Source organism: Bradyrhizobium sp. Ash2021 (assembly GCF_031202265.1).
GTDB lineage: Bacteria > Pseudomonadota > Alphaproteobacteria > Rhizobiales > Xanthobacteraceae > Bradyrhizobium.
Map to the genome: position 1 here is coordinate 304,045 of NZ_CP100604.1, position 23,552 is coordinate 327,596.

The 23,552-nt window shown below is 64.5% G+C and carries 19 protein-coding genes and 1 tRNA gene; 10 read left to right on the forward strand and 10 right to left on the reverse strand.

Annotated elements, in window-relative coordinates:
- Positions 1-20: 20 nt before the first annotated feature.
- Positions 21-611 (forward strand): thermonuclease family protein, encoded by a 591-nt coding sequence (locus NL528_RS01500; protein ID WP_309180989.1) that lies wholly within the window; start codon positions 21-23, stop codon positions 609-611.
- Between the two features lie 52 nt (positions 612-663).
- Here NL528_RS01500 and NL528_RS01505 read toward each other — a convergent pair whose 3' ends face one another.
- From NL528_RS01505 to acs, 3 genes are all read right to left on the reverse strand, one after another.
- Positions 664-1,176, reverse strand: a complete 513-nt coding sequence (locus NL528_RS01505) for a L,D-transpeptidase (RefSeq protein WP_309180990.1) — start codon at positions 1,174-1,176, stop codon at positions 664-666.
- Positions 1,177-1,595: 419 nt separating this feature from the next.
- On the reverse strand, positions 1,596-3,140 hold the full coding sequence (locus NL528_RS01510) for a S53 family peptidase (protein WP_309180991.1): 1,545 nt from the start codon (positions 3,138-3,140) through the stop codon (positions 1,596-1,598).
- A gap of 477 nt (positions 3,141-3,617) precedes the next feature.
- A complete protein-coding gene (acs, locus tag NL528_RS01515; RefSeq protein ID WP_309180992.1) occupies positions 3,618-5,570 on the reverse strand; it encodes an acetate--CoA ligase in 1,953 nt (650 codons plus the stop codon).
- 374 nt (positions 5,571-5,944) lie between these two features.
- Here acs and NL528_RS01520 point away from each other — a divergent pair, with 374 nt between their 5' ends.
- Positions 5,945-7,090, forward strand: a complete 1,146-nt coding sequence (locus NL528_RS01520) for a DNA topoisomerase IB (RefSeq protein ID WP_309180993.1) — start codon at positions 5,945-5,947, stop codon at positions 7,088-7,090.
- Between the two features lie 132 nt (positions 7,091-7,222).
- On the opposite strand, the gene NL528_RS01525 is transcribed toward NL528_RS01520, so the two are convergent.
- From NL528_RS01525 to tsaD, 3 genes are read right to left on the reverse strand one after another with little or no spacing between them, the layout of a single operon-like run.
- Entirely contained in the window at positions 7,223-7,636 is a 414-nt protein-coding gene (locus tag NL528_RS01525; RefSeq protein ID WP_309180994.1) for an EVE domain-containing protein, read from the reverse strand.
- Positions 7,637-7,638: 2 nt separating this feature from the next.
- The gene (locus tag NL528_RS01530; protein ID WP_309180995.1) at positions 7,639-8,616 is read right to left on the reverse strand and encodes an NAD(P)H-dependent glycerol-3-phosphate dehydrogenase; all 978 of its coding nucleotides are present in this window, start codon (positions 8,614-8,616) and stop codon (positions 7,639-7,641) included.
- A 15-nt stretch (positions 8,617-8,631) separates the two neighbouring features.
- The gene (tsaD, locus tag NL528_RS01535) at positions 8,632-9,705 is read right to left on the reverse strand and encodes a tRNA (adenosine(37)-N6)-threonylcarbamoyltransferase complex transferase subunit TsaD (RefSeq protein ID WP_309185305.1); all 1,074 of its coding nucleotides are present in this window, start codon (positions 9,703-9,705) and stop codon (positions 8,632-8,634) included.
- Between the two features lie 269 nt (positions 9,706-9,974).
- Between tsaD and NL528_RS01540 the strand changes: the two genes are divergently transcribed.
- The 4 genes from NL528_RS01540 to NL528_RS01555 all read left to right on the forward strand — a co-directional run bounded on the left by NL528_RS01540 (position 9,975) and on the right by NL528_RS01555 (position 14,035).
- A complete protein-coding gene (locus NL528_RS01540; protein WP_309180996.1) occupies positions 9,975-10,712 on the forward strand; it encodes a uroporphyrinogen-III synthase in 738 nt (245 codons plus the stop codon).
- A gap of 145 nt (positions 10,713-10,857) precedes the next feature.
- Positions 10,858-12,033 (forward strand): hypothetical protein, encoded by a 1,176-nt coding sequence (locus NL528_RS01545; protein WP_309180997.1) that lies wholly within the window; start codon positions 10,858-10,860, stop codon positions 12,031-12,033.
- 8 nt (positions 12,034-12,041) lie between these two features.
- Entirely contained in the window at positions 12,042-13,772 is a 1,731-nt protein-coding gene (locus tag NL528_RS01550) for a heme biosynthesis HemY N-terminal domain-containing protein (RefSeq protein WP_309180998.1), read from the forward strand.
- Positions 13,773-13,959: 187 nt separating this feature from the next.
- Positions 13,960-14,035, forward strand: a tRNA-Thr gene (locus NL528_RS01555).
- A gap of 31 nt (positions 14,036-14,066) precedes the next feature.
- On the opposite strand, the gene NL528_RS01560 is transcribed toward NL528_RS01555, so the two are convergent.
- Both NL528_RS01560 and NL528_RS01565 read right to left on the reverse strand, forming a co-directional pair.
- Complete coding sequence (locus tag NL528_RS01560) at positions 14,067-15,458, reverse strand: peptide MFS transporter (protein ID WP_309180999.1); 1,392 nt, start codon at positions 15,456-15,458, stop codon at positions 14,067-14,069.
- Positions 15,459-15,585: 127 nt separating this feature from the next.
- Positions 15,586-17,529, reverse strand: a complete 1,944-nt coding sequence (locus tag NL528_RS01565) for an acyltransferase family protein (protein ID WP_309181000.1) — start codon at positions 17,527-17,529, stop codon at positions 15,586-15,588.
- A gap of 138 nt (positions 17,530-17,667) precedes the next feature.
- On the opposite strand from NL528_RS01565, the gene NL528_RS01570 reads away from it, so the two are divergent.
- Positions 17,668-18,048 (forward strand): hypothetical protein, encoded by a 381-nt coding sequence (locus NL528_RS01570; protein ID WP_309181001.1) that lies wholly within the window; start codon positions 17,668-17,670, stop codon positions 18,046-18,048.
- A gap of 172 nt (positions 18,049-18,220) precedes the next feature.
- Here NL528_RS01570 and NL528_RS01575 read toward each other — a convergent pair whose 3' ends face one another.
- On the reverse strand, positions 18,221-19,243 hold the full coding sequence (locus NL528_RS01575; protein ID WP_309181002.1) for a polysaccharide deacetylase family protein: 1,023 nt from the start codon (positions 19,241-19,243) through the stop codon (positions 18,221-18,223).
- Between the two features lie 218 nt (positions 19,244-19,461).
- Between NL528_RS01575 and NL528_RS01580 the strand changes: the two genes are divergently transcribed.
- Together NL528_RS01580 and NL528_RS01585 are read left to right on the forward strand one after the other, a co-directional pair.
- Entirely contained in the window at positions 19,462-19,740 is a 279-nt protein-coding gene (locus tag NL528_RS01580; RefSeq protein ID WP_309185306.1) for a hypothetical protein, read from the forward strand.
- 233 nt (positions 19,741-19,973) lie between these two features.
- Positions 19,974-20,186: a hypothetical protein gene (locus NL528_RS01585; RefSeq protein ID WP_309181003.1), complete on the forward strand. Its 213-nt coding sequence runs from the start codon at positions 19,974-19,976 to the stop codon at positions 20,184-20,186.
- 137 nt (positions 20,187-20,323) lie between these two features.
- Here NL528_RS01585 and NL528_RS01590 read toward each other — a convergent pair whose 3' ends face one another.
- Positions 20,324-22,012, reverse strand: a complete 1,689-nt coding sequence (locus tag NL528_RS01590; protein ID WP_309181004.1) for an MFS transporter — start codon at positions 22,010-22,012, stop codon at positions 20,324-20,326.
- A 152-nt stretch (positions 22,013-22,164) separates the two neighbouring features.
- Here NL528_RS01590 and NL528_RS01595 point away from each other — a divergent pair, with 152 nt between their 5' ends.
- On the forward strand, positions 22,165-23,538 hold the full coding sequence (locus NL528_RS01595; RefSeq protein ID WP_309181005.1) for a hydrolase: 1,374 nt from the start codon (positions 22,165-22,167) through the stop codon (positions 23,536-23,538).
- Positions 23,539-23,552: the final 14 nt, after the last annotated feature.

Genomic DNA, 23,552 nt, shown 5'->3' on the forward strand with positions numbered 1-23,552 from the left:
CTCAGTTCTAGTCTGGGAATATGTCCCCATATGAGAGAATAAATACTCATCGACCGCCCCTGACCCGGGGACCCTGGCGGCGCCGGTTTTCGGCAGCCCTGCGCTGGCTGTTCATGCTCGGCGTCGCGGCGGGGACCATGCTGCCGGTGCGGCGCTGGATCCATTTACCGGTCCCGCATTCGGCCAATGGCCTACCCGGGCAGGATTCCGAAATAATCTGGCGGCGTGCCGGCAATCCGGATGTCCGCCACCCCGTCGATGTGATCCGGACCATCGATGGCGATACGTTCGAGGCGCGGGTGCATGTGGGGCCCGGTCTCGACCTGACCACGCGGGTCCGCTTACGCGGCATCGACGCGCCGGAGCTGAAAGCGGCCTGTCCGCAGGAATTGCAAATGGCCGAGGCCGCGAGCGATGCCCTGCGCGGCCTGCTCGGCGACGGCGAGGTCACGATTTTCAATATCGGTCCGGACAAATATCAGGGCCGTGTCGTTGCCGATGTCGCCACCAGAAGGACCGGGAATGTTTCAGCCGCGCTGCTGGCTGCCGGTCATGCCCGCAGCTACACCGGCGGCCGCCGCAGCGGCTGGTGCGCGAACGCTGGCCGGTAAAAATAAAAAGCCGCACGGAAGTGCGGCTTTTTATTTTCCCGATCTTTTCGGATCAGCGCGTGACCGTCACGGTCGTGCCGACCGAGACGCGCTGATAGAGGTCGGTGATGTCGTCGTTCAGCATGCGGATGCAGCCGTACGACACGAAGCCGCCGACCGAGCCCGGCATGTTGGTGCCGTGGATGGCGTATTCGCCACCGGCGAGTGTCATGGCGGCGACTCCCATCGGGTTGCGCGGCGATCCGCCGGGGATCACGTCCGGCATGTTCGGCTTGTCGTGCTTGACTTCGCGCGGCGGCGACCAGGCCGGGTTGCGGTATTTGCCGTCGATCTGGGTGGTGCCGGCCCACTGCTTGCCGGACTTGCCGACGCCGACCGGGTACCGCATGGCGTGGCCGGAATCGAGAATGAGATAAAGCCTGCGCTCGTTGGTCTTCACCACGATCGTGCCTGGCGTGTAATCGCCGTGAACGCCGACCATTTCCGGCCGCGCTTCGGCCGCCTGCGACATCAACGCAGCAGCCCCGATGGTGGCAGCCAACGCCACCGCAATCCTCATCGACATCAGTCTCTCCAGTTTCCCAACCGCCCGTCTCGGGGGCTCTCAAATTTCACGCAAACCCAAAGGAAATGCCGGTTTGCCGTCTCACCCGCGCAATATTAACCGCGTGTATTAACCGGGTTGTTTCGACACCCGGTCCGAGACTCGTTTCGATGGGAGCAGGAGAGGAAATGTTCGAATTAAAGTAAATGACTTGAAAACAACACTCGTCGGGAAACGTGCATGCCGATGGCCGATGTCCTGACGATTGTGTGAGGTCTCAAAGCTGGAAGAGGCCGGCGGCAGGAGCAGGACTCCCGCCGCGCGGCGATCGATTCAACCCGGACGGGCGCTGCCCAGCCTTTTATTTTGACGCGTTTTCTTTACGCGAACCGGTGTCTGCCCCGGATCAAGTCCGGGGCAGGCTTTCGCTCGAAAACGCTCTATCCAAGCGTTGCCACCAGCTGCTTCACGTTGGGCACGCCGAGGCCGGTCACCATGTCGTACCCGCGGCCGGCATTGAAAGCGCCGTTGCTGCCATCGGTGACGTCGCGGAAATTGGCGCTGCCCGATAATTTGTAGATCTGCGGAGGCAGGAAGGTGAGCGCCGGCTTGCCGGTGCTGGCCCGCGCTTCGTTGATCAAGGCGCAGAATCCGGCCCACACCGGCGTACTCCAGCTCGTTCCGCCGATCTGCCTGCGAACGCCGTGCAGGATCACGCCGGCTCCGGTATTCGGATCGGCGGCAAGGCTGACGTCCGGCACCAGGCGTTCGTTGCCATTAGGCACGCCCGCTCCCTGTTGCCAGGGCTGACGGGTGAAGACACCGCTGCGTCCGCCACCGCTGCCGACCCAGGCCGTTTCGCTGTCGACGCTGCCGTCGGGCGCCAGGTTGAGGGTGGTGCCTCCGACGGCGATCACGTTGATGTCGGAAGATTCATATTCGACCTGGGTGGGGCCGCCCGAACTGTGCCCGGTGACGTCGGGATTCGAACCGGCATCGCCGCTGGCGACGAAGACATTGACCCCGGACGCCGCCAATCGCAGGAATTTTTGCGATTGAGCCTTGATCTCGTCGGGGGCCATGAATGTTTCGCCCAAGCCCAGGCTGATCGAGAGCTGGCGCATCCCGGGTTCGGTGGCGAGGTCGGTAATGATGCGGTCAAGCGCGCTGTCGAGATCGGCGAATGACAGTGTGCCGCTGGCATAGATCTTGATCTTGGCCCCTGGCGCGATGCCCGAGGTCCACTGCGCATCGAGGGTTTCCTCGCCTTCCTGCGGCGGCATGCTGACGCCGTTGACGTTGATCATCTCGATTTGCTTGATGGTCGTCTTCAGTCCGTTCAGCTTCCAGAACGCCTTCAGGTCCGCAGCCGTCGGAAACGTATCGATCAGGATCGCGATGGTCTGGCCCTTGCCGGTGACCGAAAGCCCGTCGGCGTTATAGGCCCTCAATATTTCCGATACGAGATATCCGTCCTGAACGGAGGCGGTTGCGGCAGGGGCCGCGGCCTTGGCTTTGCCTCCGGTCTTGGCAGTCTTCTTGGTCGCGCCGCGTTTGGTGTGGCGAAGCGGCGCGGTCACGCCGCTTTGCGGGGTGCAGATGCGGAATTGTTTGTGCGCGCGCCGGAACGGCTGCAGCCCGACGATCGCGCTGACGTTCTTTCCGACATCCGCTGGCAGGCTGGGGGCGTTTTGCGCCGCCGTGTAGGTGATGCCGTCCTTGGTGACGCGCACCATGTTGACGTTGAGGCTCTTCTGGATCTGGTCGACCGTGCCATGCGCGTAAAGGCTGGTTCGGTCCGCAGAAATCTTGTCGACCTTGAAGCCCTCGGATTTCAACCAGGAGGCAAGGGCCTTTGCGTCGGCAGGGTCGGCCGAGAAATTCCTGGCGATGTCTTGCGGCGACGCCACTTTCCCCTCCGCAACCATCTGCTGCAGCTTGGCTTGTGCATCGGCGGGGATCGCGAGCGAAAAAACGACCTTCATCTGCTCTGTTTTATTCTCGGGCCTGGCGGCGGCCACCATGAGACCAAGATGGGTGGGGCCTTCTGCAGCTGGGAGCGGAGTAACGCTGTCTGAAAAAACTTTTCGGCCGTCGGCCATGATAATTCTCCTCTGGGTTGGGGCAGGAGACAGCCGAATAATACAACGCGAGATTGCGCGAAACAATCGCTAACGCGGGTTGTGCCTCGTCCGACGCTGCAACTAATCGACGCGGGCGAGCATCATCGATGCGACTGGAACCGGTGTCGCCGACAGCCGAGCAGCATACCGCACACTATTTTTTGTCAGGGCCCGCCACAGGTCACGTCGAGCGGGGGCGAACGCCGCGGCACGATAATGCCGCGGCGCTGAGACGGTCAGGCGCTCACATGCACCCTCACGGCAGAAAGCCGTGCGGCCGGAAGCGCGTCCAACAGAAAACGGGATCTCGGTTTTGATGCGATTGGAACCGATCGGGCTCTAAACCGCAGCCCCCTTCTTGTTCTGCCGGTTCTGCACGAGATCATCGACCACGGCAGGATCGGCCAAGGTCGAGGTGTCGCCGAGGCTGGACGGTTCATCCTCCGCGATCTTGCGCAGGATGCGGCGCATGATCTTGCCCGAGCGCGTCTTGGGCAGGCCCGGCGCAAATTGAATGAGGTCCGGCGAGGCGATCGGGCCGATATCCTTGCGCACCCACGCCACCAATTCCTTGCGCAGCGCTTCGGTCGGCTGCTGGCCGGTCATCAGCGTGACATAGGCATAGATGCCCTGGCCCTTGATGTCGTGGGGGTAACCGACCACGGCCGCTTCCGACACCGCCTCATGCGCCACCAGCGAGCTTTCGACTTCGGCGGTGCCCATGCGGTGGCCGGAAACGTTGATGACGTCGTCGACGCGGCCGGTGATCCAGTAATAGCCGTCGGCATCGCGGCGGCAGCCGTCACCGGTGAAATATTTGCCCTTGTAGGTCGAGAAATAGGTCTGCTCGAAGCGGGCGTGGTCGCCATAGACCGTGCGCATCATCCCCGGCCAGGATTTGGCGATGCAGAGATTGCCCGAGGTTTCGCCGTCCAGCACCTTGCCGTCGGCGTCGACGATCTCGGGTACCACGCCGAAGAACGGCCGCGTCGCCGAGCCCGGCTTGAGTTTTGTTGCACCCGGCAGCGGCGTGATCAGAATGCCGCCGGTTTCGGTCTGCCACCAGGTATCGACGATCGGGCAACGCTCGTCGCCGACCACGCGGTGATACCATTCCCAGGCTTCCGGATTGATCGGCTCGCCGACCGAGCCCAGCAATCGCAGCGATTTGCGCGAGGTCTTCTTCACGGGCTCGTCGCCGCCCTGCATCAGCGCGCGGATCGCGGTCGGCGCGGTGTAGAAGATGTTGACCTTGTGCTTGTCGACAACGTTCCAGAACCTCGAATTATCGGGATAATTCGGCACGCCCTCGAACATCAGCGTGGTGGCACCGTTGGCCAGCGGCCCATAGAGAATGTAGCTGTGGCCGGTGACCCAGCCGACGTCGGCGGTGCACCAGTAGACGTCGCCGTCGTGATAATCGAACACGTATTGATGCGTCATCGCCGCGAACACCAGATAGCCGGCTGAGGTGTGCAGCACGCCCTTGGGCTGGCCGGTAGAGCCCGACGTATAGAGAATGAACAGCGGATCTTCCGCGTGCATGTGCTCGCACGGGCATTCCGTCGTCACCACCTTGGCGGCGTCGTGATACCAGAGATCGCGCGACAGTTTCATGTCGACGGCAGCGCCGGTGCGCTTGACCACGATGACCCAGTCGACGTCGCCGGCCTTTTCCAGCGCCGCATCGACATTGGCCTTCAGCGGCACCTTCCTGCCGCCGCGCAATCCCTCGTCGGCGGTGATCACCACCTTGGACTGGCAGTCGGTGATGCGCTGGGCGAGGCTGTCGGGCGAGAAGCCGGCGAACACCACGGAATGGATCGCGCCGATCCGCGCGCAGGCCAGCATCGCGTAGGCGGCCTCCGGGATCATCGGTAAATAGATCGTGACGCGGTCGCCCCGCTTGACGTTGCGGGTGCGCAGGATGTTGGCCATCTTGCAGACTTCGTCGTGCAGCTGGCGGTAGGTGATGTGCTTGGACTGCGAGGGATCGTCGCCTTCCCAGATGATCGCGGTCTGGTCGCCGCGCTTCTCGAGATGCCGGTCGATGCAGTTCCAGGCGACGTTCAGGACGCCGTCCTCGAACCATTTGATCGAGATGTTGCCGGGGGCGAAGGAGGCGTTTTCGACCTTGTGGAAGGGCTTCATCCAGCCGATACGCTTGGCCTGCTCGGCCCAGAAGCCATTGGGATCTGACACCGAGCGGGCATACATTCCGCGGTACTTGGCGTCGTCGACGAAGGCGCGCTTAGCCCAGTCCGCGGACACATCATAGATTTTCTCAGTCATCGGTCCCCTCCACTCGTTGCGGCGCCGAACCAGCGACGACCGCAAGCCGTTTTGATCGTTACGGCGATTATGCGTCGCCGGGCGATCCCCGGACAAGGCGGAAACGTCTCCGACCTTGGTCCGGGCGACCCTTCCAGTCCCGGTTTCACCTGACCCCGGCAATCACGATCGCGTTTTGACCCACCTCAAAAATCAACGTTATCGAGCGGATGGCTCCCATGACCGGTATCTAATAACCGTTACTAGTCGAATCGTGACTCGCAATGACGCCGGTTACCCCCTAAATGGCGATCCCGGGGCCCGGCGGCCCTCCGGAACCAAGCCACAACAACAGGCATTACCGGACGAACAGGCGGAGCAAGGCGTCAACGAGCATGATGGATCAGCTGAATTTCGAGGCTACGCGGCCCGATTCCGCCGATCCTGCCGTGGCTCTGGCGGACGCGCTTGGCCAACTGCCCAAGGCCTCCGCAACCAAGTCCCAGATCGCCGCCAAGACGTCGGTCGAGGCGCTGGCCAGCGAACACGGCCTCACGCTCGGTGACCAGAACGAACTCACCATCCGCCGCATCAAGCGCGGAAAGAGCTATTCATTCATTCGGGCCAACGGCACCCCGATCCGTCACGTCGGCACCATCCGCCGCCTGAACTCGATGGCGGTTCCGCCGGCCTATAAGAACGTGCGCTATTCGCCGGATCCCAATTCGCATCTGCAGGCGGTCGGCCTCGATGCCGCGGGCCGGCTGCAATACCGCTATCACGCCGATTGGGAAAAGGTCCGCGAGCACCGCAAGGCACATCGCCTGGCCAAGCTGGTCGCGGCGCTGCCGAAAATCCGCCGTAACGTCTCGATGCATCTGTCGGGCGACCAGCCGACGCGGGAATTCGCGCTGTCGGCCGTAATCGAACTGATCGCCCGCACCGCGATCCGGCCGGGCAATGAATCCTACGCCCGTCTCAACGGCACCCGCGGCGCCACCACGCTTTTGAAGTCCAACGTCACGCTGGAAGACGACAGCCTCGTGCTGACCTTCAAGGCCAAGGGCGGCAAGGCCGTGCGCAAGGAATGCGACGCGGCCAAGCTCGTGCGCGCCATCGGTATCCTGCGCAGCGTGCCGGGCAAGCGGATGTTCCAGTATCGCGATAATTCCGGAACCGTTCGCGCGGTAAGCACCACGACGGTGAACGGGTTCCTGCGCGAGATCGCCGGCATCAAGATTTCGCTGAAGGACTTCCGCACCCTGATGGCGTCCGCGGTGGTGCTGGAGTCGTTGTCGCGGATTTCGCCCGCGGCCAGCGCCCGCGGCCGCAAGAAGCAGGTGCTGGACGCCGTTCGCGCCGCAGCGGATGAGCTGTCGAATACGCCCGCGATCTGCCGCAAGAGCTACGTCCACGACACCATCGTCACCGCCTTCGAGGACGGCATCCTCGAGCGTTTTGCGGCGACGATGAAGGGCTACCGTTCGCAGTCGAAGCGCGAGGCGCTGTTGGCGCAGGTCGTGACGGCGGCGGCGGCGTAACAGACTTCCTCCGTCATTGCGAGGAGCGCTTGCGACGAAGCAATCCAGTCCTCGCTTCGTGCCAAGTTGGATTGCTTCGCGGAGCCTGTCATCGGGTGCGCGTTCGCGCGACCCGGTGGCTTGCAATGACAGTTACAATCCACCCATCTTGCAGACCATCTTCCATTCGTCCGCCGTCACCGGCTGCACCGACAGCCGCGAATATTTCACCAGCGCCATGGCGGCGAGCTTCTTGTCGGCCTTGATTGCGGCCATCGTCACTGGCGTCTTCAGCGGCTTGTCGGCCTTGATGTCGACGCAGACGAATTTGCCGGTCTTGTCGGTCGGATCGGGATAGGCCTCCTTGATGATCTCGGCGATCCCGACGATCTCCTTGCCTTCGTTGGAGTGATAGAAGAAGGCGCGGTCGCCCTTCTTCATGTTCACGAGATTCTGCCGGGCGGTGAAATTGCGCACCCCGGTCCAGGCCTCGCCCTTGGCGCCCTTTGCAACCTGCTGGTCCCACGACCAGGTCGACGGTTCGGATTTCACCAGCCAGTACGCCATCGTCACTCCTCCGCCTTGAACGGCCGCGTCAGCAGGCCTTCGATCGCGGCGTCGATCGTTATCTTCCCGCTCAAGATCGCCGCCACCGCATTTGATACCGGCATATCGACATCTTGCGAAGCCGCCAGTTCGACCAGTACGGGTGCGGTGAATTCACCCTCCGCGAGTCTCCCGGGCGCCGGCCGTTCGCCGCGCCCGAGCGCGATGCCGAGCGCAAAGTTGCGCGATTGCGGACTGGAGCAGGTCAGGATCAGGTCGCCCAACCCCGATAGTCCCATCAGCGTCTCGCCGCGGGCGCCGCAGGCGCGCCCAAGCCGGGCGAGTTCGCTGAAACCGCGCGTGGTCAGCGCCGCCAGCGCCGACGCGCCGAGTTTGCGCCCCGAAACGATCCCGGCGGCGATCGCCAGCACATTCTTCGCAGCGCCGCCGATCTCGACGCCGCGGACATCTGACGTGTGATAGGGCCGGAATGTCGACGAGCCCAGCGCCTGCACCAGCGCGCGCGCGAGCGCTTCATCCGGTGCCGCCAACGTCACCGCCGTGGGAAGCCCGCGCGCCACGTCCTCTGCAAAGCTCGGCCCCGAAAGGATCGCAGGCGTTGCATTCGGCGCGGTTTCCGCGATCACCTCGGTCATGAATTTATGGGTGCCGCGTTCGATGCCCTTGGCGCAGGCGATCACCGGCGTTGCCTGCTTCAGCAGCGGCGCCAGTGCGGTCGCCGCTTCGCGCAGATTCTGTGCGGGCGTGGCGATCAGGATAATGTCGGCGCTGGCGGCAGCCGCAATCCGGTTGGTGACTTCGATGCGCTCGTCGAGCCGCATGTCCGGCAGGCGCGGATTTGCATGCCCGGTCTTCATCCGCGCGGCGATTTCGGCGTTGCGTGCGTAGAGCACGACCTTGCGTCCCGCGCGCGCGGCGACCCCGGCCAGCGCCGTCCCCCAGGCGCCGGCACCGATGACGCCTACCGATTCGTACGCCATCGACCAGATCTCCCGTTAAAATCCGGCCCTTGTGTTGCCATAACCCGCCGGCGCCGTGGCGTTGGCGTCGAGCAGCCAGCGGGCGCGCGGTGGCGCGTCCATGGTATCGGTCAGTCCGAGCGCCATCCGCTCCGCCCCGGCCCAGGCGATCATCGCGCCATTGTCGGTGCACAGGGCCGGCGGCGGAATGATCAGCGTGGTCTCGGCCTTGGCGGCAACGTCCTGCAGCGCGTCGCGGATGGCGTGATTGGCGGCAACGCCACCGGCGGCGACCAGCGCGCGCGGTGGCCCGAACTGTTCGTGAAACAGTCTTAAGCCAACGCTCAACCGGTCGGCCGTCGATTCCAGCACCGCCGCCTGAAAGCTGGCGCAGAGATCGCTGACGTCTTGCGGTTCCAGCGGCTGCAACCTGGAGGCCTCGTTGCGCACCGCGGTCTTCAATCCCGACAGCGAGAAATTCGCGTCCGGGCGCCCGAGCATCGGCCGCGGAAAGGCGAATCGTTTTGGGTCGCCGCCGCTGGCGGCGCGCTCGACCTCGGGTCCGCCGGGATAGGGCAGCAACAGCATTTTCGCGACCTTGTCGAAGGCTTCCCCCATGGCGTCGTCGACGGTGGTGCCGAGCCGCACATAGTTGCCGACGCCGACCACCGCCACGATCTGGGTGTGGCCGCCGGACGCCAGAAACAGGCAATAGGGAAACGCCAGCGCGCAGGTCAGCCGCGGCGTCAACGCGTGGGCCTCGAGATGGTTCACCGCGATCAGCGGCGTATCATGCACCATCGCGATCGCTTTCGCCGTGGTGAGGCCGACGATCACGCCGCCGATCAGGCCGGGACCGGCTGCGGCCGCCACCGCCGACAATTGCGCAAAGCCTGTGCCGGCCTCCTTCATGGCGCTGTCGACAATGCCGTCGAGCAGATCGACATGGGCGCGCGCCGCGATCTCCGGCACCACGCCACCGAAGCGGGCGTGCTCGGAAGTCTGCGAACGCACGACATTGGACAGGATTTTGCCGCTGCCGTCGCTTTGGCGCTCGACCACGGCGGCGGCGGTTTCGTCGCAGGTGGTCTCGATACCCAGCACCAGCATCGGCGTGTCGTTACCCAATTTCGGCCCTTGTGCTATCGGTTAAAGCAACGCTTCCGTAACCAGCGGAGCGTTTTCGAGCGAAGTGGATCCCGGTTCGCAGAGCAATCAAGTTTACGCAGATTGCGTAGACTTATCTGCGGTAGAAAACACGTCAAAAAAGATAAAGGCTGGTTCCTGATCGGTTCTGACCCGATCAGGAACTAGCATTACGAGGTCTCAAAGTGCAATCGTCCGGTAGGGCTGAAGTTTTGTCGGCGGAGATCTGAGACATGGCGGTTCTCGTCACGCGCCCGCATCCGGACGATGAGGCTACCGCCAATGCCCTTCGCGCCAGGGGCTTTGGGGTGTTGCAGGCGCCGATGCTGCGATTCGCAGCCGTCCCGTTCCAGGATGATGCGGACGCGCGCTACGGCGCCGTCATCGTCACCAGCGCCAACGCATTGCGCGCGATCGAGCCTCAGCTCAAGGGCAGCCGGTTGCTCGAACTGCCGCTGTTTGCCGTCGGAGAACATACGGCGTCCGCGGCGCGCAGCGCCGGATTCGGCCAAGTGATCGCCGCCAAGGGCGATGCTGCGGCGTTGCGCGAACTCGTGCTGGCCGCCGTGAAGTCAAAACAATTGAAGGGCGGCAGCACGCTTTTGTATCTCGTCGGCGCCGATCTCGCCCGCGATCTCGCCGGCGAATTGGGCGAAAAAGGCTTTAGCGTCGTTACCCACACCACCTATCGGATGATTCCGGTGCCCAGCCTGCCGCGCGAGGTATGTGACGCTTTCGTGGCGAACGAGGTCGAGGCGGTGCTGCATTACTCGCGTCGAAGCGCCCGCGCATTTTTGGACGCGGCGCGGACCGGCGGCCTCGAAATATCGGCCTTGGCGCTGCCGCAATACTGCATTTCCTCTGCCGTTGCCTCCATCCTTCGCGACGCCGGCGCCACCCAGGTCACGGTAGCGGCGTCCACGGACGAAAATGCCCTGTTCGAAGCCCTGGGCCGTGCTTTGCGGCCCTGATCGGGCGCAATTGGTCTATTTGCGCATGATCTTGCCCCAAATCCGGTGCCCACTTTCGAAAGTTCATGCTCTAAAACGACCTGCCGAAAAAGATTTGCCGATTCTGCTAGAGTTCCGGCGTCCAACTGCTGAGGAAACCGCTGCGATGGTCGATAACAGGCCCGAAGACACTGGATCGCCGCCCGATTCGGGCCGGCCCCGGCGCGAGCCGCCCACGATCGATCTCGAGGCCACCGACGTGTCGAGCGAAACCCAGCCTGCCGCCGCCGATGCGACGGCCGAGCCAGCGGCCGAGGCCGCGTCGGCGTCGCCGGATTCGCCACCAGGTTCCGCACCAATTTCTGCACCAATTTCTCCCTGGATCGTCGCACCGGTCTCGGGCGCCGTCGCGGCCGCGCTGGTGATCGGCGTCGGCTGGATGCTGGGATGGCCCGCGGTCCAGCCGGCCTCACCGGCCGCGCCGCAACCCAATGCCGCGGCCGTCGACGATCTCACCGCCCGTGTCGCCGGCCTTGAGTCCAAAACCGGCAAGCCCGCCGCCGATCCCGCGGCCGCCGCGCGCGTTGAATCTTTGGAAAAGTCGCTTGCCGCGCTGCGCGGCGAACTGGCAGCGACGCGCGCGCAAGGCGAAAAGCTTGCTGCTGCCGTCAACGACGTCAAGGCCGCGCCGCGCGCCGGTGGCCCGTCGCCGGATCTTTCCGGGATTAACGACCGCATCGCCAAAATCGAAGGCGCCGTGCGGGCGCAAACCGCCGAGATTGCGGACACCAAGGCCGCCGACGCCAGGCCGGCCGATGATGTGACGCTCCGCCGCGTCGTGGCGGCTGCCTTGCTCGACGTTCTGGTTCGGAGCGGCGATCCCTATCCGGTGGCGCTGGCGGCGGCAAAATCGCTGGCGCCCGATACCAAGGCGCTGAATCCGCTCGACGACTTTGCAGCCAAAGGCGTGCCGAGCGCCGCCAGGCTCAGCGGCGAATTGCTGGCGCTGGTGCCGAAACTGTCGTCGACGCTGCCGCCGGACAACGCCACGACCGGCTCGGGAATCGTCGAGCGTCTGCAGGCCGGCGCCGCCAAACTGATCCGCATCGAGCGAACCGACACCGTCGGCAGCGATCGCGGCGCCGTGCTGGCGCGGGCGACCAAGGCCGCGCTGCGAAACGATTCCAACGAAGCCAGGCGCGAGTTGATGACGCTTGCACCTGCCGATCGCGCCGATGCCCAATCATGGCTGGACAAGGCCGACGCCCGTGACGCGGCGCTGGCCGCATCCCGTCAATTCGCGGCTGACGCCATGGCTGCGTTCGCCAAACCGGCGCAATAAGGATTTCGATGGTCCGGATCATTCTGTTTCTGGTGCTGATCGCGCTCGCAGCCGCGGGTGCGGCGTGGGTGGCCGATCAGCCCGGCGAGGTCGTGATGTCGTGGGGCAGTTGGGGCGCTCGACCCTCGTTGCCCGTATTCGTGATGTTGCTCGGCATTGTCATTGTCGCGGCGCTTCTTGCCTGGACGATATTGCTTGCGCTCTGGCGCACGCCTGAACGTATCAGGCGCGGCCGGCGCGAGCGGCGTCACGCCCGCGGCCGGAATGCGATCACGCAAGGCTTGCTGGCGATCGGACACGGCGATTCCAGCGCTGCTCGCGCGCATGCCGAGGTCGCGCGAAAACACGCCGCGCACGATCCGCTGGCTCTGCTGCTGCACGCGCAATCGGCGCAGCTCGACGGCGATCGCGACGGCGCGCAGCGCGCTTTCCGCGCCATGGCCGAACGCGAGGATACCAGGCTGTTGGGCTTGCGCGGCCTGTTCATCGAGGCGCAGCGGGCCGACGATCCCGTCGCCGCCGTGATGATCGCCGAGGAAGCCCTGAAGCTCGCGCCCTCGTCGTCCTGGGCGTCGCATGCCGTGCTCGGCTTCTGCTGCGCCAAGGGCGACTGGACCGGCGCGCTGACCATCCTCGACAACAATCAATCGTCCGGGCTGATCGACAAGCCGACCTACCGGCGGCAGCGCGGCGTGCTGCTGACGGCGCGCGCGCTGGAATTGCAGAAGGTCGACCGCGACCTGTCGCGCGAGAGCGCGATGGAGGCAATCCAGCTCGCGCCGACGCTGGTGCCGGCCGCGGTGCTGGCGAGCAAGTTCGAGAGCGAGGCGCATCAGGTGCGGCGCTCGATGCGCATCGTCGAAGCGGCGTGGCTGGCGCAGCCGCATCCGGATCTCGCCGATGCCTATGCGCATGTAAAACTCGGCGATTCCGCGCGGCAGCGGCTGGTGCGGGTCGAGACGCTGGCGGCGAAAGCGCCGGGCCACATCGAGGGCGCGCTGGCGATCGCGCGCGCCGCGATCGATGCCTCGGAATTCGCCAAGGCGCGCGCGGCGCTGGCGCCGTTCATCGCGGCGCCGACGCAGCGGGTGGCGCTGTTGATGGCGGAGATCGAGCGCACCGAACATGGCGACAGCGGCCGCGCCCGGGCGTGGACCTTGCGCGCCGTGCGCGCGCTGCACGATCCGGCCTGGACCGCGGATGGTTATGTCAGTGATCGCTGGCGGCCGGTGTCGCCGGTCACCGGGCGCCTTGACGCCTTCCAATGGCAGACGCCGGTGGCGGCATTGCCGTCCGACAAGGGCAGCACGATCGAATCCTCGCCGTTCGAGGAAGCGATGCTGGCGGCGCCAGCGCCGCGGCGCGTCGAGCCGCCGCGCGAAGCCGAAAATGAGCCGGCCGCGACCGTCATCGAGCCCGCCCCCGTTACGGAGCAGGACAATGCCCCGCCGCTCGCCGCCGCCGATCCGGCCCCGGCCGCGGAGGCCACGCCGGCACCTGCACCCCCGCCCGCCGAATCGGCCCCGGTGACCGCCGCCCCCTTGTTCCGCGCCCGCCAGGATCTCCCCAAGGTGAACCCTTCCAGCATTCCGGCGGTCATTCCCATCATCCGCGCCCCCGACGACCCCGGGATCGACGAGGACGGCGCGCCCGACGAGTTTTCGGAACAAATCGGCCCGCCCAAGGCCCAGGCCGGCGGCTGGCGCGGGTTTTTGTCCCGCTGGGGCGGGGAGCCATAGCGTTTTCAAGCGAAGTGGTGCCGGTTCGCGTGAAGAAAACGCGTCAAAACAAAAGTTTAGGGCCTGGGTTCTGATTGGATCAGCATCAATCAGAGCCCAGGCCCCCCGTTTTTCTTGCCAATCGGGGCCGTGCCCGATATCAGGTGGCACGCGTTTTCGGCCACTTACCGGACGCTGCGTTTGGTCCGCCGCAATAGCTCAGTTGGTAGAGCACGTCATTCGTAATGACGGGGTCACAGGTTCGAGTCCTGTTTGCGGCACCATTTTTTATCCGATGCCATTGCAACCCAATGCCTAAACCGGAACCGCCCTCTCTCCCGAATTCGTTGCCGGCAACAGACCGCCCAGATACGGCCGCGCGAGCTGGATCATGGCCGCGGCGACGGCTGCGACCGCGGCCAGCAGCAGGAAGAATTCGGCGTGCGAAAAATGCGACCACAAGGCGCCGAGCCAGCCCGCGGCCAGATTTCCCACAAAGCTGGTCGAGAACCATATCCCCATCACGGTGGAGCGCGAGCTTCCGGGCGCGATGTTCGAGATCAGCGATAATCCGATCGGCGAAAAATTCAGTTCCGCGATCGTCAGCACCACAAAATACAACAACAGCCAAAGCCAGCTCGCGTCGGTCGCGCCGCTGAGCAGTGCCGCACCCGCCATGATCAGATAGGACGCCGACAACAGCAGGCATCCCAGCAACAGCTTGCCGACCGTCGAAGGCTCGCGCCCCGGCCGCGACCAGAAGGCGATCAACGGCGGCGTGAACAGAAAGATCATCAGCGGATTGAAGGCCTGAAACCAGGTGACGGGAATTTCGCCGCGCCAGAACAGCAAATTCACGGAGCGGTCGGTCGCGTTTTCCGCCCACAGCGCGATCGTGTTGCCCTGTTGTTCGTAGGCGGCCCAGAACAATGCGGTCGGTATGAACAGGATCATCAAGCCGAGAAGGGCGGCCCGCAGCCGCGCGACGTCGAGCGGCTCGGGTTTTGCCGGCTCGGGCCTGGTGCGGCTTGCCGGTGCGCGCGGAAGGCCGGCGAGATAGGTCACGAGGCCGATCGCCATGCCGATCCCGGCGCTGGCAAATCCGTAGTGCCAGCCGATCTTTTCGCCGAGCGCGCCGCATACCAGCGGCGAGAAGAAGGCGCCGATATTGATGCCGACGTAAAAGATCGAGTAGGCGCGATCCCGGCGACGATCATCCGGCGCGTAGAGTTCGCCGACCTGGGTTGCGATATTGGGCTTGAACGCGCCATTGCCCAACACCAGCAGGCACAGCGCGAATAGAAAGAGATGTTCCGACGCCATCATGAAATGGCCGGCGACCATCAAGGCTGCGCCGATCACGATCGTCGGCGTCCGTCCGATCAGGCGGTCGGCGAGCATCCCGCCGAAAATCGGCGTCAGATACACAAAGCCGGTGTAAAGGCCGTAGATCTGCGACGCCAAGGGCTGGATCTCGAGCGGGCCGGACAGGGCTGTGAGCGCACGCTTCAGCCCGGCCAGTCCCAGCACCTTGTCGGCATGCTCCGGCTTCAGGAGATAGTCGACCATGTAGAGAATGAGCAGCGCCCGCATTCCGTAGTAGGAAAACCGCTCCCACATCTCGGTCGCGAACAGGGAAGTCAGCCGCCGCGGATGGCCGAATAGCTCGGCGTCCCGCTGACCCGCACCTGAACGCCCGTCCGTCATTTTGTCCCCGGAATCCCTGTTTGTGTGATCTTTCTCACATAGGCAATTTTACCGATGCCCTAATTTCCCGATCGAGGCGCCGAACTGGCCGCTACTGGCCGGATGAAGGCGGCGGCCCGACTACAACTTATTTGCCGTCCTCGATGAACTGGCGAATGACGCTCTCGGCCAGTTTGCCGACCCGCTGCGCGCCGGCCACCGTCAAATGATCGATATCCCAGTACAGCCATAGGCCATTCACGGTTGCCGGGCAGTCGGCGTCGCACAGATATTGGTCCGGCAACAATATCCGCACCTGGTCGGGATGACGCTCTTGCACATCCGCGAGCATCGCGTTGAATTCCTTGTTCCTGGATCGCACGGTTTCCACTGGGACCGGCGGGCACGGCGTGCTCGGCGCGTGCCAGAGGGGACCCGGGGCGAAACGGGACATCTGGCTCCGGCATCCCGGCTCGACGCCGCCGCCGATGATCAGGAAGCGCCGTCCGTTGGCGCCAAGATCGCTAATGGTGTCCTCGATGCCGGTGCGCCACACATCGATCCATGAAGCGTCGGATCCGGAATGGCCGAGCTCGCTGTGAATCTCGCCGCCATAGGTCAGCCAGGACTGGCTGAGAACGACGGGTGAAGCGTTAGTCTTGATGGCCGCGAGATATTTGTCCCGCTCCGACCTGCATTGAACGGTGCCATCGAAATTGGTGCGATAAAGGCCCACCAGCATCGGGCATCCCTCTTCTGTGTAGGCTTCGCCGCGCACGGCGGCGCGCTTTGCGGCGGGATCGAACGCGGCGACATATTGTTCGGCGAAGGAGTCGCCGATCATCTGAATCCCGATCTTTTCGTTCACTGCGCCGAACGCGCATTTCGACTGCGCGCTACGTGTGCAGGGCCAGAATCCGAACCGTTGCAGGTCGACCGTTGCGCGCGCCTCTACTGAAAGCCGCCACGGCCAGCCGTCCTGCCGGTTCGCCAGGAAGGCGAGCGAGCCGACCATGACGATCAATGCCGCAGCGACGCCCATGACCGGAAACAGCGAGGTGTTGCGCGCGCGAAACGGGGTCTCGACGTAGCGATACATCAGTTCTGACGAAGCGACCGCGAGCACGAACACCGATGATTTTGCGGCGATCGTCTGCGCGCCGTCGCCGAGGATGTAGCCCGCGAAGATAATCAACGGCCAGTGCGCGAGATAGAGCGAATAGGAAATCAGGCCGATCCGGACCGCGACCGGATTCGTCAGCGCAGCGGCGAGAGGGTGGGATTGGCCCGCCCAGATCAGGCAGGCGGCGCCGATGCAGGGGATCAACGCGTTCGCGCCGGGGAACGCTGTCGTGCCGTCAAAGGAGATCACGGCGTAAGCGATCAAGCCGAACCCGAGCGCCGCCAATATCGATTGCGCCGATGCCGGGAGGACAAACCGCCGCTCGGCAAAGATGACGAGCGCGCCGATCGCGAATTCGAAGGCGCGGTATGCGGGCAAATAGAACGCGCCGGCGGAATCGGTCGCGAGGCTCGCTTGCGCGGCGAAGAGCGAACCGGCACCGAGCAGGAGGATCAGCGCGGGCAGCGCCTTGCCCAAAAATCTCCGGCCGATCAGCAGCACCGCAGGCCACACCAGATAGAATTGCTCTTCCACCGCCAGCGACCAGAAATGCAGGACTGCGCTCGGATCGGCCGCTTTGGCGAAATAGGCGTGGCTGCCGCGCCAGAAATAGAAATTGGACACGGAGCCGAGCGCGGCGACGACGTCCTGGGTCAGGCTCTTGAAATGCTCCGGCGAAAACCACAGGGCGCCGATCAACAGCGTACCAAGGATGGTGACGATGGCGGCGGGAAACAGCCGCCGGATCCGCCGCTCGTAGAAGCGCTGGATGGAGAACCGGCCGCGTTCCGTGTCCGACAGGACGTTTCGTGAGATCAGGTATCCCGAGATCACGAAGAACAGGTCAACGCCGACAAAGCCACCGCCAAACGGCGGTATTTCGAGATGGTAGAGCAAGACGCAGAGCACGGAAATCGCGCGCAATCCGTCGATGTCGCGACGATTAGGAGGTTTGGTACTCAGTTCCATGCCTGGTGCTTTTTTCCATTTCCGGAATTACAGGCCGCGACCAAGCCCGTCCAGCCCGGGGCAGCTTATGTGACCTATCTCACATAGGAATCTGCCCCGCGCGGCCTAATCTCCCTGGTAAGCAACGGGAGACACAACATGCGCAAACTCATTCTGATCGCAGGGTTCGTCTTGGCATCCGCCACCGCACAGGCTGGCGAGGCGCGGAGCCTGACGCTTGCAAGCGAGGCACCGTTGGTCGCAGCGCCCGCACCCGCCGTCGCCGCCGCACCCGTGGCGGAAACGCCGATGACGGCGGAAACACCGCAGGCCGCCGAGGCGCCGAAATATGTCGAGCGGCCCGCGCCGGTCGAAACCAGCAGCCTGCCGTCCAAAACCGAGCAGCCGAACGTCGAACCGGCGAAGCCGGTCGCCGAAAAGACGGCGTCAGCGCCGAAGCCGGAAAAACCCCGGCGCAAGCGCTATTGGACCGAATCGCGCATCATCGGCGAACTGCATCGGCACGGCATTTATTGGTAGGGCTGGCTAGAGAATTACTCTCCCGTCATTGCGAGGAGCGAAGCGACGAAGCAATCCAAAGCCGCGCATGTCGCTCATGGATTGCTTCGCGGAGCCTGTCATCGGCCGCGCATTCGCGCGACCCGTTGGCTCGCAATGACGTTTTCGGCAAAGGCGGCATTTAGCCGACGACCTAGTCCGTCACCGTCTGCACCACGCTGCCGACCGGGCGGCTGCTGGCCGTCGGCACCTTCATGTCCTTGACCAGCATCGCATCATATTCCGGCAAGGTTTCGAGCTGGGTCTTGGCCCTCACCTGCACGACCTTGTAGCCGCCGGCCTTGAGGCGGCGCAGCAGCGTCGGCAAGGCAGCCGCGGTGTGTTTCTGCAAATCGTGCATCAGGATGATGCCCTTGCCCTGCTTGTCCAGCTTGGTCATGACGGTCTGGATAACCTGGTCGGGACTGCTGGATTTGAAGTCGTTGGAATCGACGTCACAGGAAAACATCGCGATATTCCGGTTGCCGAGATGTTCCGTCGTCGCCTGGGTATGGACCAGCGCCGGGAAGCGAAAGAACGGCGCGGGTGCCGAGCCCAGCGCCAGCTTCACGGCGCTAAAACCCTTCTCGATTTCGTCCATGGCCTGTTGTTCCGTCAGCTTCTTGCTGTCGAGATGCGCGTGCGACCAGGTGTGTGCGCCGATGGTGTGACCGGCGGCGGCGACCTGGCGCAGGATTTCCGGATGATAGGTGGTGTGCAAGCCGATCGGGAAGAACACCGCCTTGGTGCATTCATCCGCCAGCGCCTTGAGCACCGAAGGCGTTGTCGGCCACGGGCCGTCGTCGAAGGTCAGCACGACCTCCTTGTCGGCCAGAAAGTCGAACTGCTTGTATTGCAGGAAGCCGAAACCCGGTCCGCCCGCGGTGTCGATCACCACGGTGCGGCTGACGCCGAGCGCATCGGGATTGGCGCAGGTCGATTTCGCGGGCGCCGGCGGAGGAGCGGGCGGAGCCGCCGGCTTCGACAGCGCGGCGGTGACCTCGACGTCATCCTTGGCGGCCAGTTTGGCCGCAGCCGGGGCGGGTTCGGCCGGTTTGGCGGCAACGGTCTGGGGCGGGGCCGCGCCGGCGCGCGGCGAAGAGGTCCAGAACCACACTCCGGCGATCATAACCGCCGCAACAACACTGGCCAGCATCAGGCCCAACGGATTACGCATCGCTACACTTTCCAGAAAACTAAGGGTACTTCGGCGACGGGTCATTAATGCGAACAAGATCTTAACGCCGCACCAACGCCGGCTGGGGGGACAAACAAAATTTGGCTTCAGATTTGGCCTGCGGCGACTGAGTGATGGACGTCACAGTCGGCAAAGCGAATGCGCCGCAAGGTCGGAAGATCGAACAACGGGCCCGCCCCGGGCAATGGGAGCCGACGATGACCGCCTTCTTCAGCAGCACTGTTCGCAAGGTCAGTTTAGCCCTGGTTTTCGTCGCCTCCCTGTCGGCGGTTTCGTCGACGTCGAGCTTTGCCTTCAGCGCGGAGGCGCAGCAGATGTGCACGGGCGATGCGTTCCGCCTGTGCAGTTCGGAAATTCCCAACATCCCGAAGATCACCGCCTGCATGATCAGGCAGCGCGCGAGCCTCTCCAGCGGGTGTCGCGTCGTGCTGGACCGCGATCTGGCCGCGCAGGGCCGCAAGGTCGCCGCGCAGTAAGTCTCGTTGCAGCGCTTGCGGCGATGCGACGCGGGTGCTCCCGCGCGCCAGCGGACTTAGGAACTGGCATCCGCGTTCGGCGTCGCCTCGCCACAAAGGCATTGCGACGCCAATTTGGGCACTCCAGCTTTTTGCTTTGACGCGTTTTATTGACGCGAACCGGTTTCCACTTCGCTCGAAAACGCTCTAGAACGCCTGTGTAGCGTTCATTGATGAGTGTAAGGCATAGCAAGATGACCCGATTTCTTTTCGTCATTCCGCTGGTTCTGATGGCATCGGCGGCCTCGGCCCAGCAGCAGGGACATGATGCCTGCGCGCGCGACGTCTCACGGTTTTGCCGGGCCCACATGCAGGAGGGCGATCAGGTCGTGCTGGCGTGCCTGAAGGAGAACCGCCCCCGGCTCAGCAAGGCCTGCCAGAAGACCCTGGCCGAGCACGGGCAGTAATTGATTTTCGTCATTCCGGGGCGCGCGTAGCGCGAGCTATGATGTGCAATTGCACATCAGAGAATCCATACTCACGATCTTGGTTATGGATTCCGGGCCTGCGCCAAGAGGCGCATCCCGGAATGACGGCGTGAAAATTACGTGCTGCTGCCCGCCGCCGTTGCGACCGGCAATACTTCGTTCGCCGCGCGATCGGGCGTGTCTTCCTTCCAGCGCACCGAGCCGAACGGCCGCTCCAGCATGCGTCGCACGCGGATCGGATCCGGCCCGAGGTGAAAATCGATCGCGCGCTGATGCAGCGCGCGTTCGGATTGCGTCGCGCGATTGCGCTGGCGCAGATAATCCAGCCAGGTCGGACAGTGATAGCGCTCGGTCCATAATTCGGGATCGGCGATGTCGCGCGCGATCGACCAGCCATAGGCGCCGTTACGCTGGCGGCTCAGCTGCACTTCCTGCATCACATTGTGGAACAGGCGGGCGTTGTCCGGCGCGACGCGGTATTCGATTTCGACCACCAGGGGCCCGCTGCGCCCGGTAAGCGACAGCCGTACCTCGGGATCGGCGAGCACCTCTGAGGCCGCCTCGTTGCGCGCGCCGACCGGCGGCATGCGCAGCCACAGCCCGAGCAGCGGCGAGAGGCCCATCAGCCCGGCGGAAACCAATAGCGCGGTTTCGACGCCAGCGAGGTCGGTGAGATGTCCCCAGCCCCAGCTGCCCAGCGCGATGCCGCCGGCGATCGACGCCTGGAATGCCGCCAGCGAGCGGCCCGCGACCCAGCGCGGCGCCGAGAGCTGCACGCCGATGTTGAACAAGGCCACCGCCAGCATCCACACCGCGCCGGCCAGCACCAAAGCTGCCGCGGTCAAGACCGGTTGCCGGCTCATCGCCACCGCCGCGATCGCACCCGCCATCGACAGCGCGCAGGCGCGGACCGCGGCCTCGCCGCTGAGGCGTTTGCGCACTTCGGCGATGTTCAGCGCGCCGAGCACCGCGCCCATGCCGAAGGCCCCCAGCATGATGCCGTAGGTTTGCGCGCCGCCATGCAGCAGGTCGCGCGCAACCAGCGGCATCAGCGCCGAGACCGAGCCGCCGAGCAGGCCGGTGACCAGTGTTCGCGCCAGCACGGTGCGGATCGACGGCGAGTTGGCGATGTAGCGCACGCCCGAGACGATGGCGCGGTTGAGCCGTTCGCGCGGCAGGCGCGACGGTTCGCTGGTCCGGTTCCACATGAACAGCACGACCACCAGCGGCAGATAGAGCAGCGCATTCACCGCAAACGCCGCCACCGCACCGGCTGTTGCGACCACGATGCCGCCGATCGCGGGCCCGAAGCTCCGCGCGATGTTGTAGCTGATGCCGTTGAGGGCGACCGCGGACGGCAGCGTCTCCGCCGGCACCTGCTCGCTGACCGAGGCTTGCCAGGCCGGCCCGAACAGCGCCATGCCGCTGCCGACCACGAAACACAGTGCCAGCAGGATATTCGGACTGATGAGGTTGAGCCACGCCAGCACCGTCAGCGCGGTCGCCCCGCTCAGCGCGACCGCCAGCGAGACCAGCGCCACGATGCGCCGGTCATGCATGTCGGCAATGGCGCCGGCCGGCATCGAGATCAGCATCACCGGCAGCATCAGCGCGGTCTGCACCAGCGCGACCTTGTCCGCCGAGGATGCCATTTGCGTCATCGCCCAGGCCGCGCCGACGCCCTGGATCAGGATCCCGAGGTTGGAGACCAGGCTGGCCAGCCAGATGCGCCGGAACACCGAATGGCGCAACGGCGCCATGATGCTGTCGGCGGCAAAAGGCGGGCGATTTGACGGTTCAGTCATATCCGGTTCCGTATGACCTGCTAATGGCTGGTCGATGATTCCCGCGGTCCTCCAGTGATGCCCGCGAAAGTCCTGTTCTGTCCAGCCATTGTGCCGCTATCAGGTGGGCCAAGGCCCAGCTAAAGTACTGAAAAATAACGGGGGGTTACAAAATGAGCCTATCGCGGCGAACGGTCCTTGGGGGCGCCGGTATCCTGCCTCTTTTGGCCGGGAACTTCAGCTTTCCGGTGCTGGCGCAGACGGCGCCGGTCGTGCCGACCGCCGCGGAAGTTCCACCGATCCTGTTCGTGCATGGCAATGGCGAGCAGGCAGCGCTGTGGATCACCACGCTGTGGCGGATGGAATCCAACGGTGTGGCGCGCGACCGGATGTTCGCGATCAATTTCACCGATCCGCTGGCGCGCACCGACGACAAGGTGGAGCAGCAATACCGTTCGTCGACCGAAGACCAGCGCCGCGAACTCGCTGATGCCATCAAGGAATTGAATTCGCGCACCGGTGCCTCGCGCATCGCGCTGGTCGGCAATTCGCGCGGCGGCTATCCGATCCGCAATTATATCAAGAACGGCGGGGGCGCCGATGTCAGCCACGCCGTGCTGTGCGGCGTTCCCAACCACGGCGTCTATGATTGGGACGAGGGTCTCGGCGGCGAGTTCAATGGCCGCGGCCCGTTCCTGCGCGGATTGAACGAGGGCGACAGCGAAGTTACCCCGGGCACGGCGTTCCTCACCTTGCGCAGCGATGGCATCGACAAATATGCGCAAGCAGACGGCCGCTTCGTCGGCAAGCCGGGCACGCCGACCGGGATCACGTCGGAAGGCCCGGCCCTGAAGGGCGCGACCAATCTCGTGCTGGGCGCGGTCGATCATCGCGAGACCGCTTATTCCCCGCGCGCGTTCCGCGAGGTCTACAAATTCATCGCCGGCCGCGAGCCGTCGCGCATCGAGATTGTGCTGGAAACGCAAGTCAAACTCAGCGGCCTCGTCACCGGCACGCCGGGCGGCGTCCAGACCAATCGCCCGGTGTCGGGTGCTTCGGTCGATGTGTTTCGCGTTTCCGCCGAGACCGGCGATCGGGTCGGCGGTCCGATCCACAGCTCGAAGACCGGCGCCGACGGCCACTGGGGTCCGGCTCAGGCCGATCCTACCTGGTATCTTGAAATCGTGCTGACATCGCCGGGTTCGGTCACCACGCATTTCTATCGCTCGCCGTTTCCGCGCTCCTCCGACATTGTGCATCTGCGCGCCGCGCGCCCGCTCGGACCGGCTGACGCCGGCGCCGGTGCGGTGGTCCTGATGTCCCGGCCGCGCGGATATTTCGGGCTGCCGCGCGATGTGGTGCTGATCGACGGCAAGGAGCCTTCGGACGTGAAGCCGGGCGTGCCGACCGATTCGGTCACGACGCTGCGGCTTTCGGCCGCGGAGGCCGGCCGCCCCGTGGTGGCGCTGTTCAATGAGGAACGGATCGTGGTGCGGGCATGGCCGGCATCGGAGAACCGGATTGCGGTGGCCGAACTGACCTACTAGCTCTCCCTGAACCC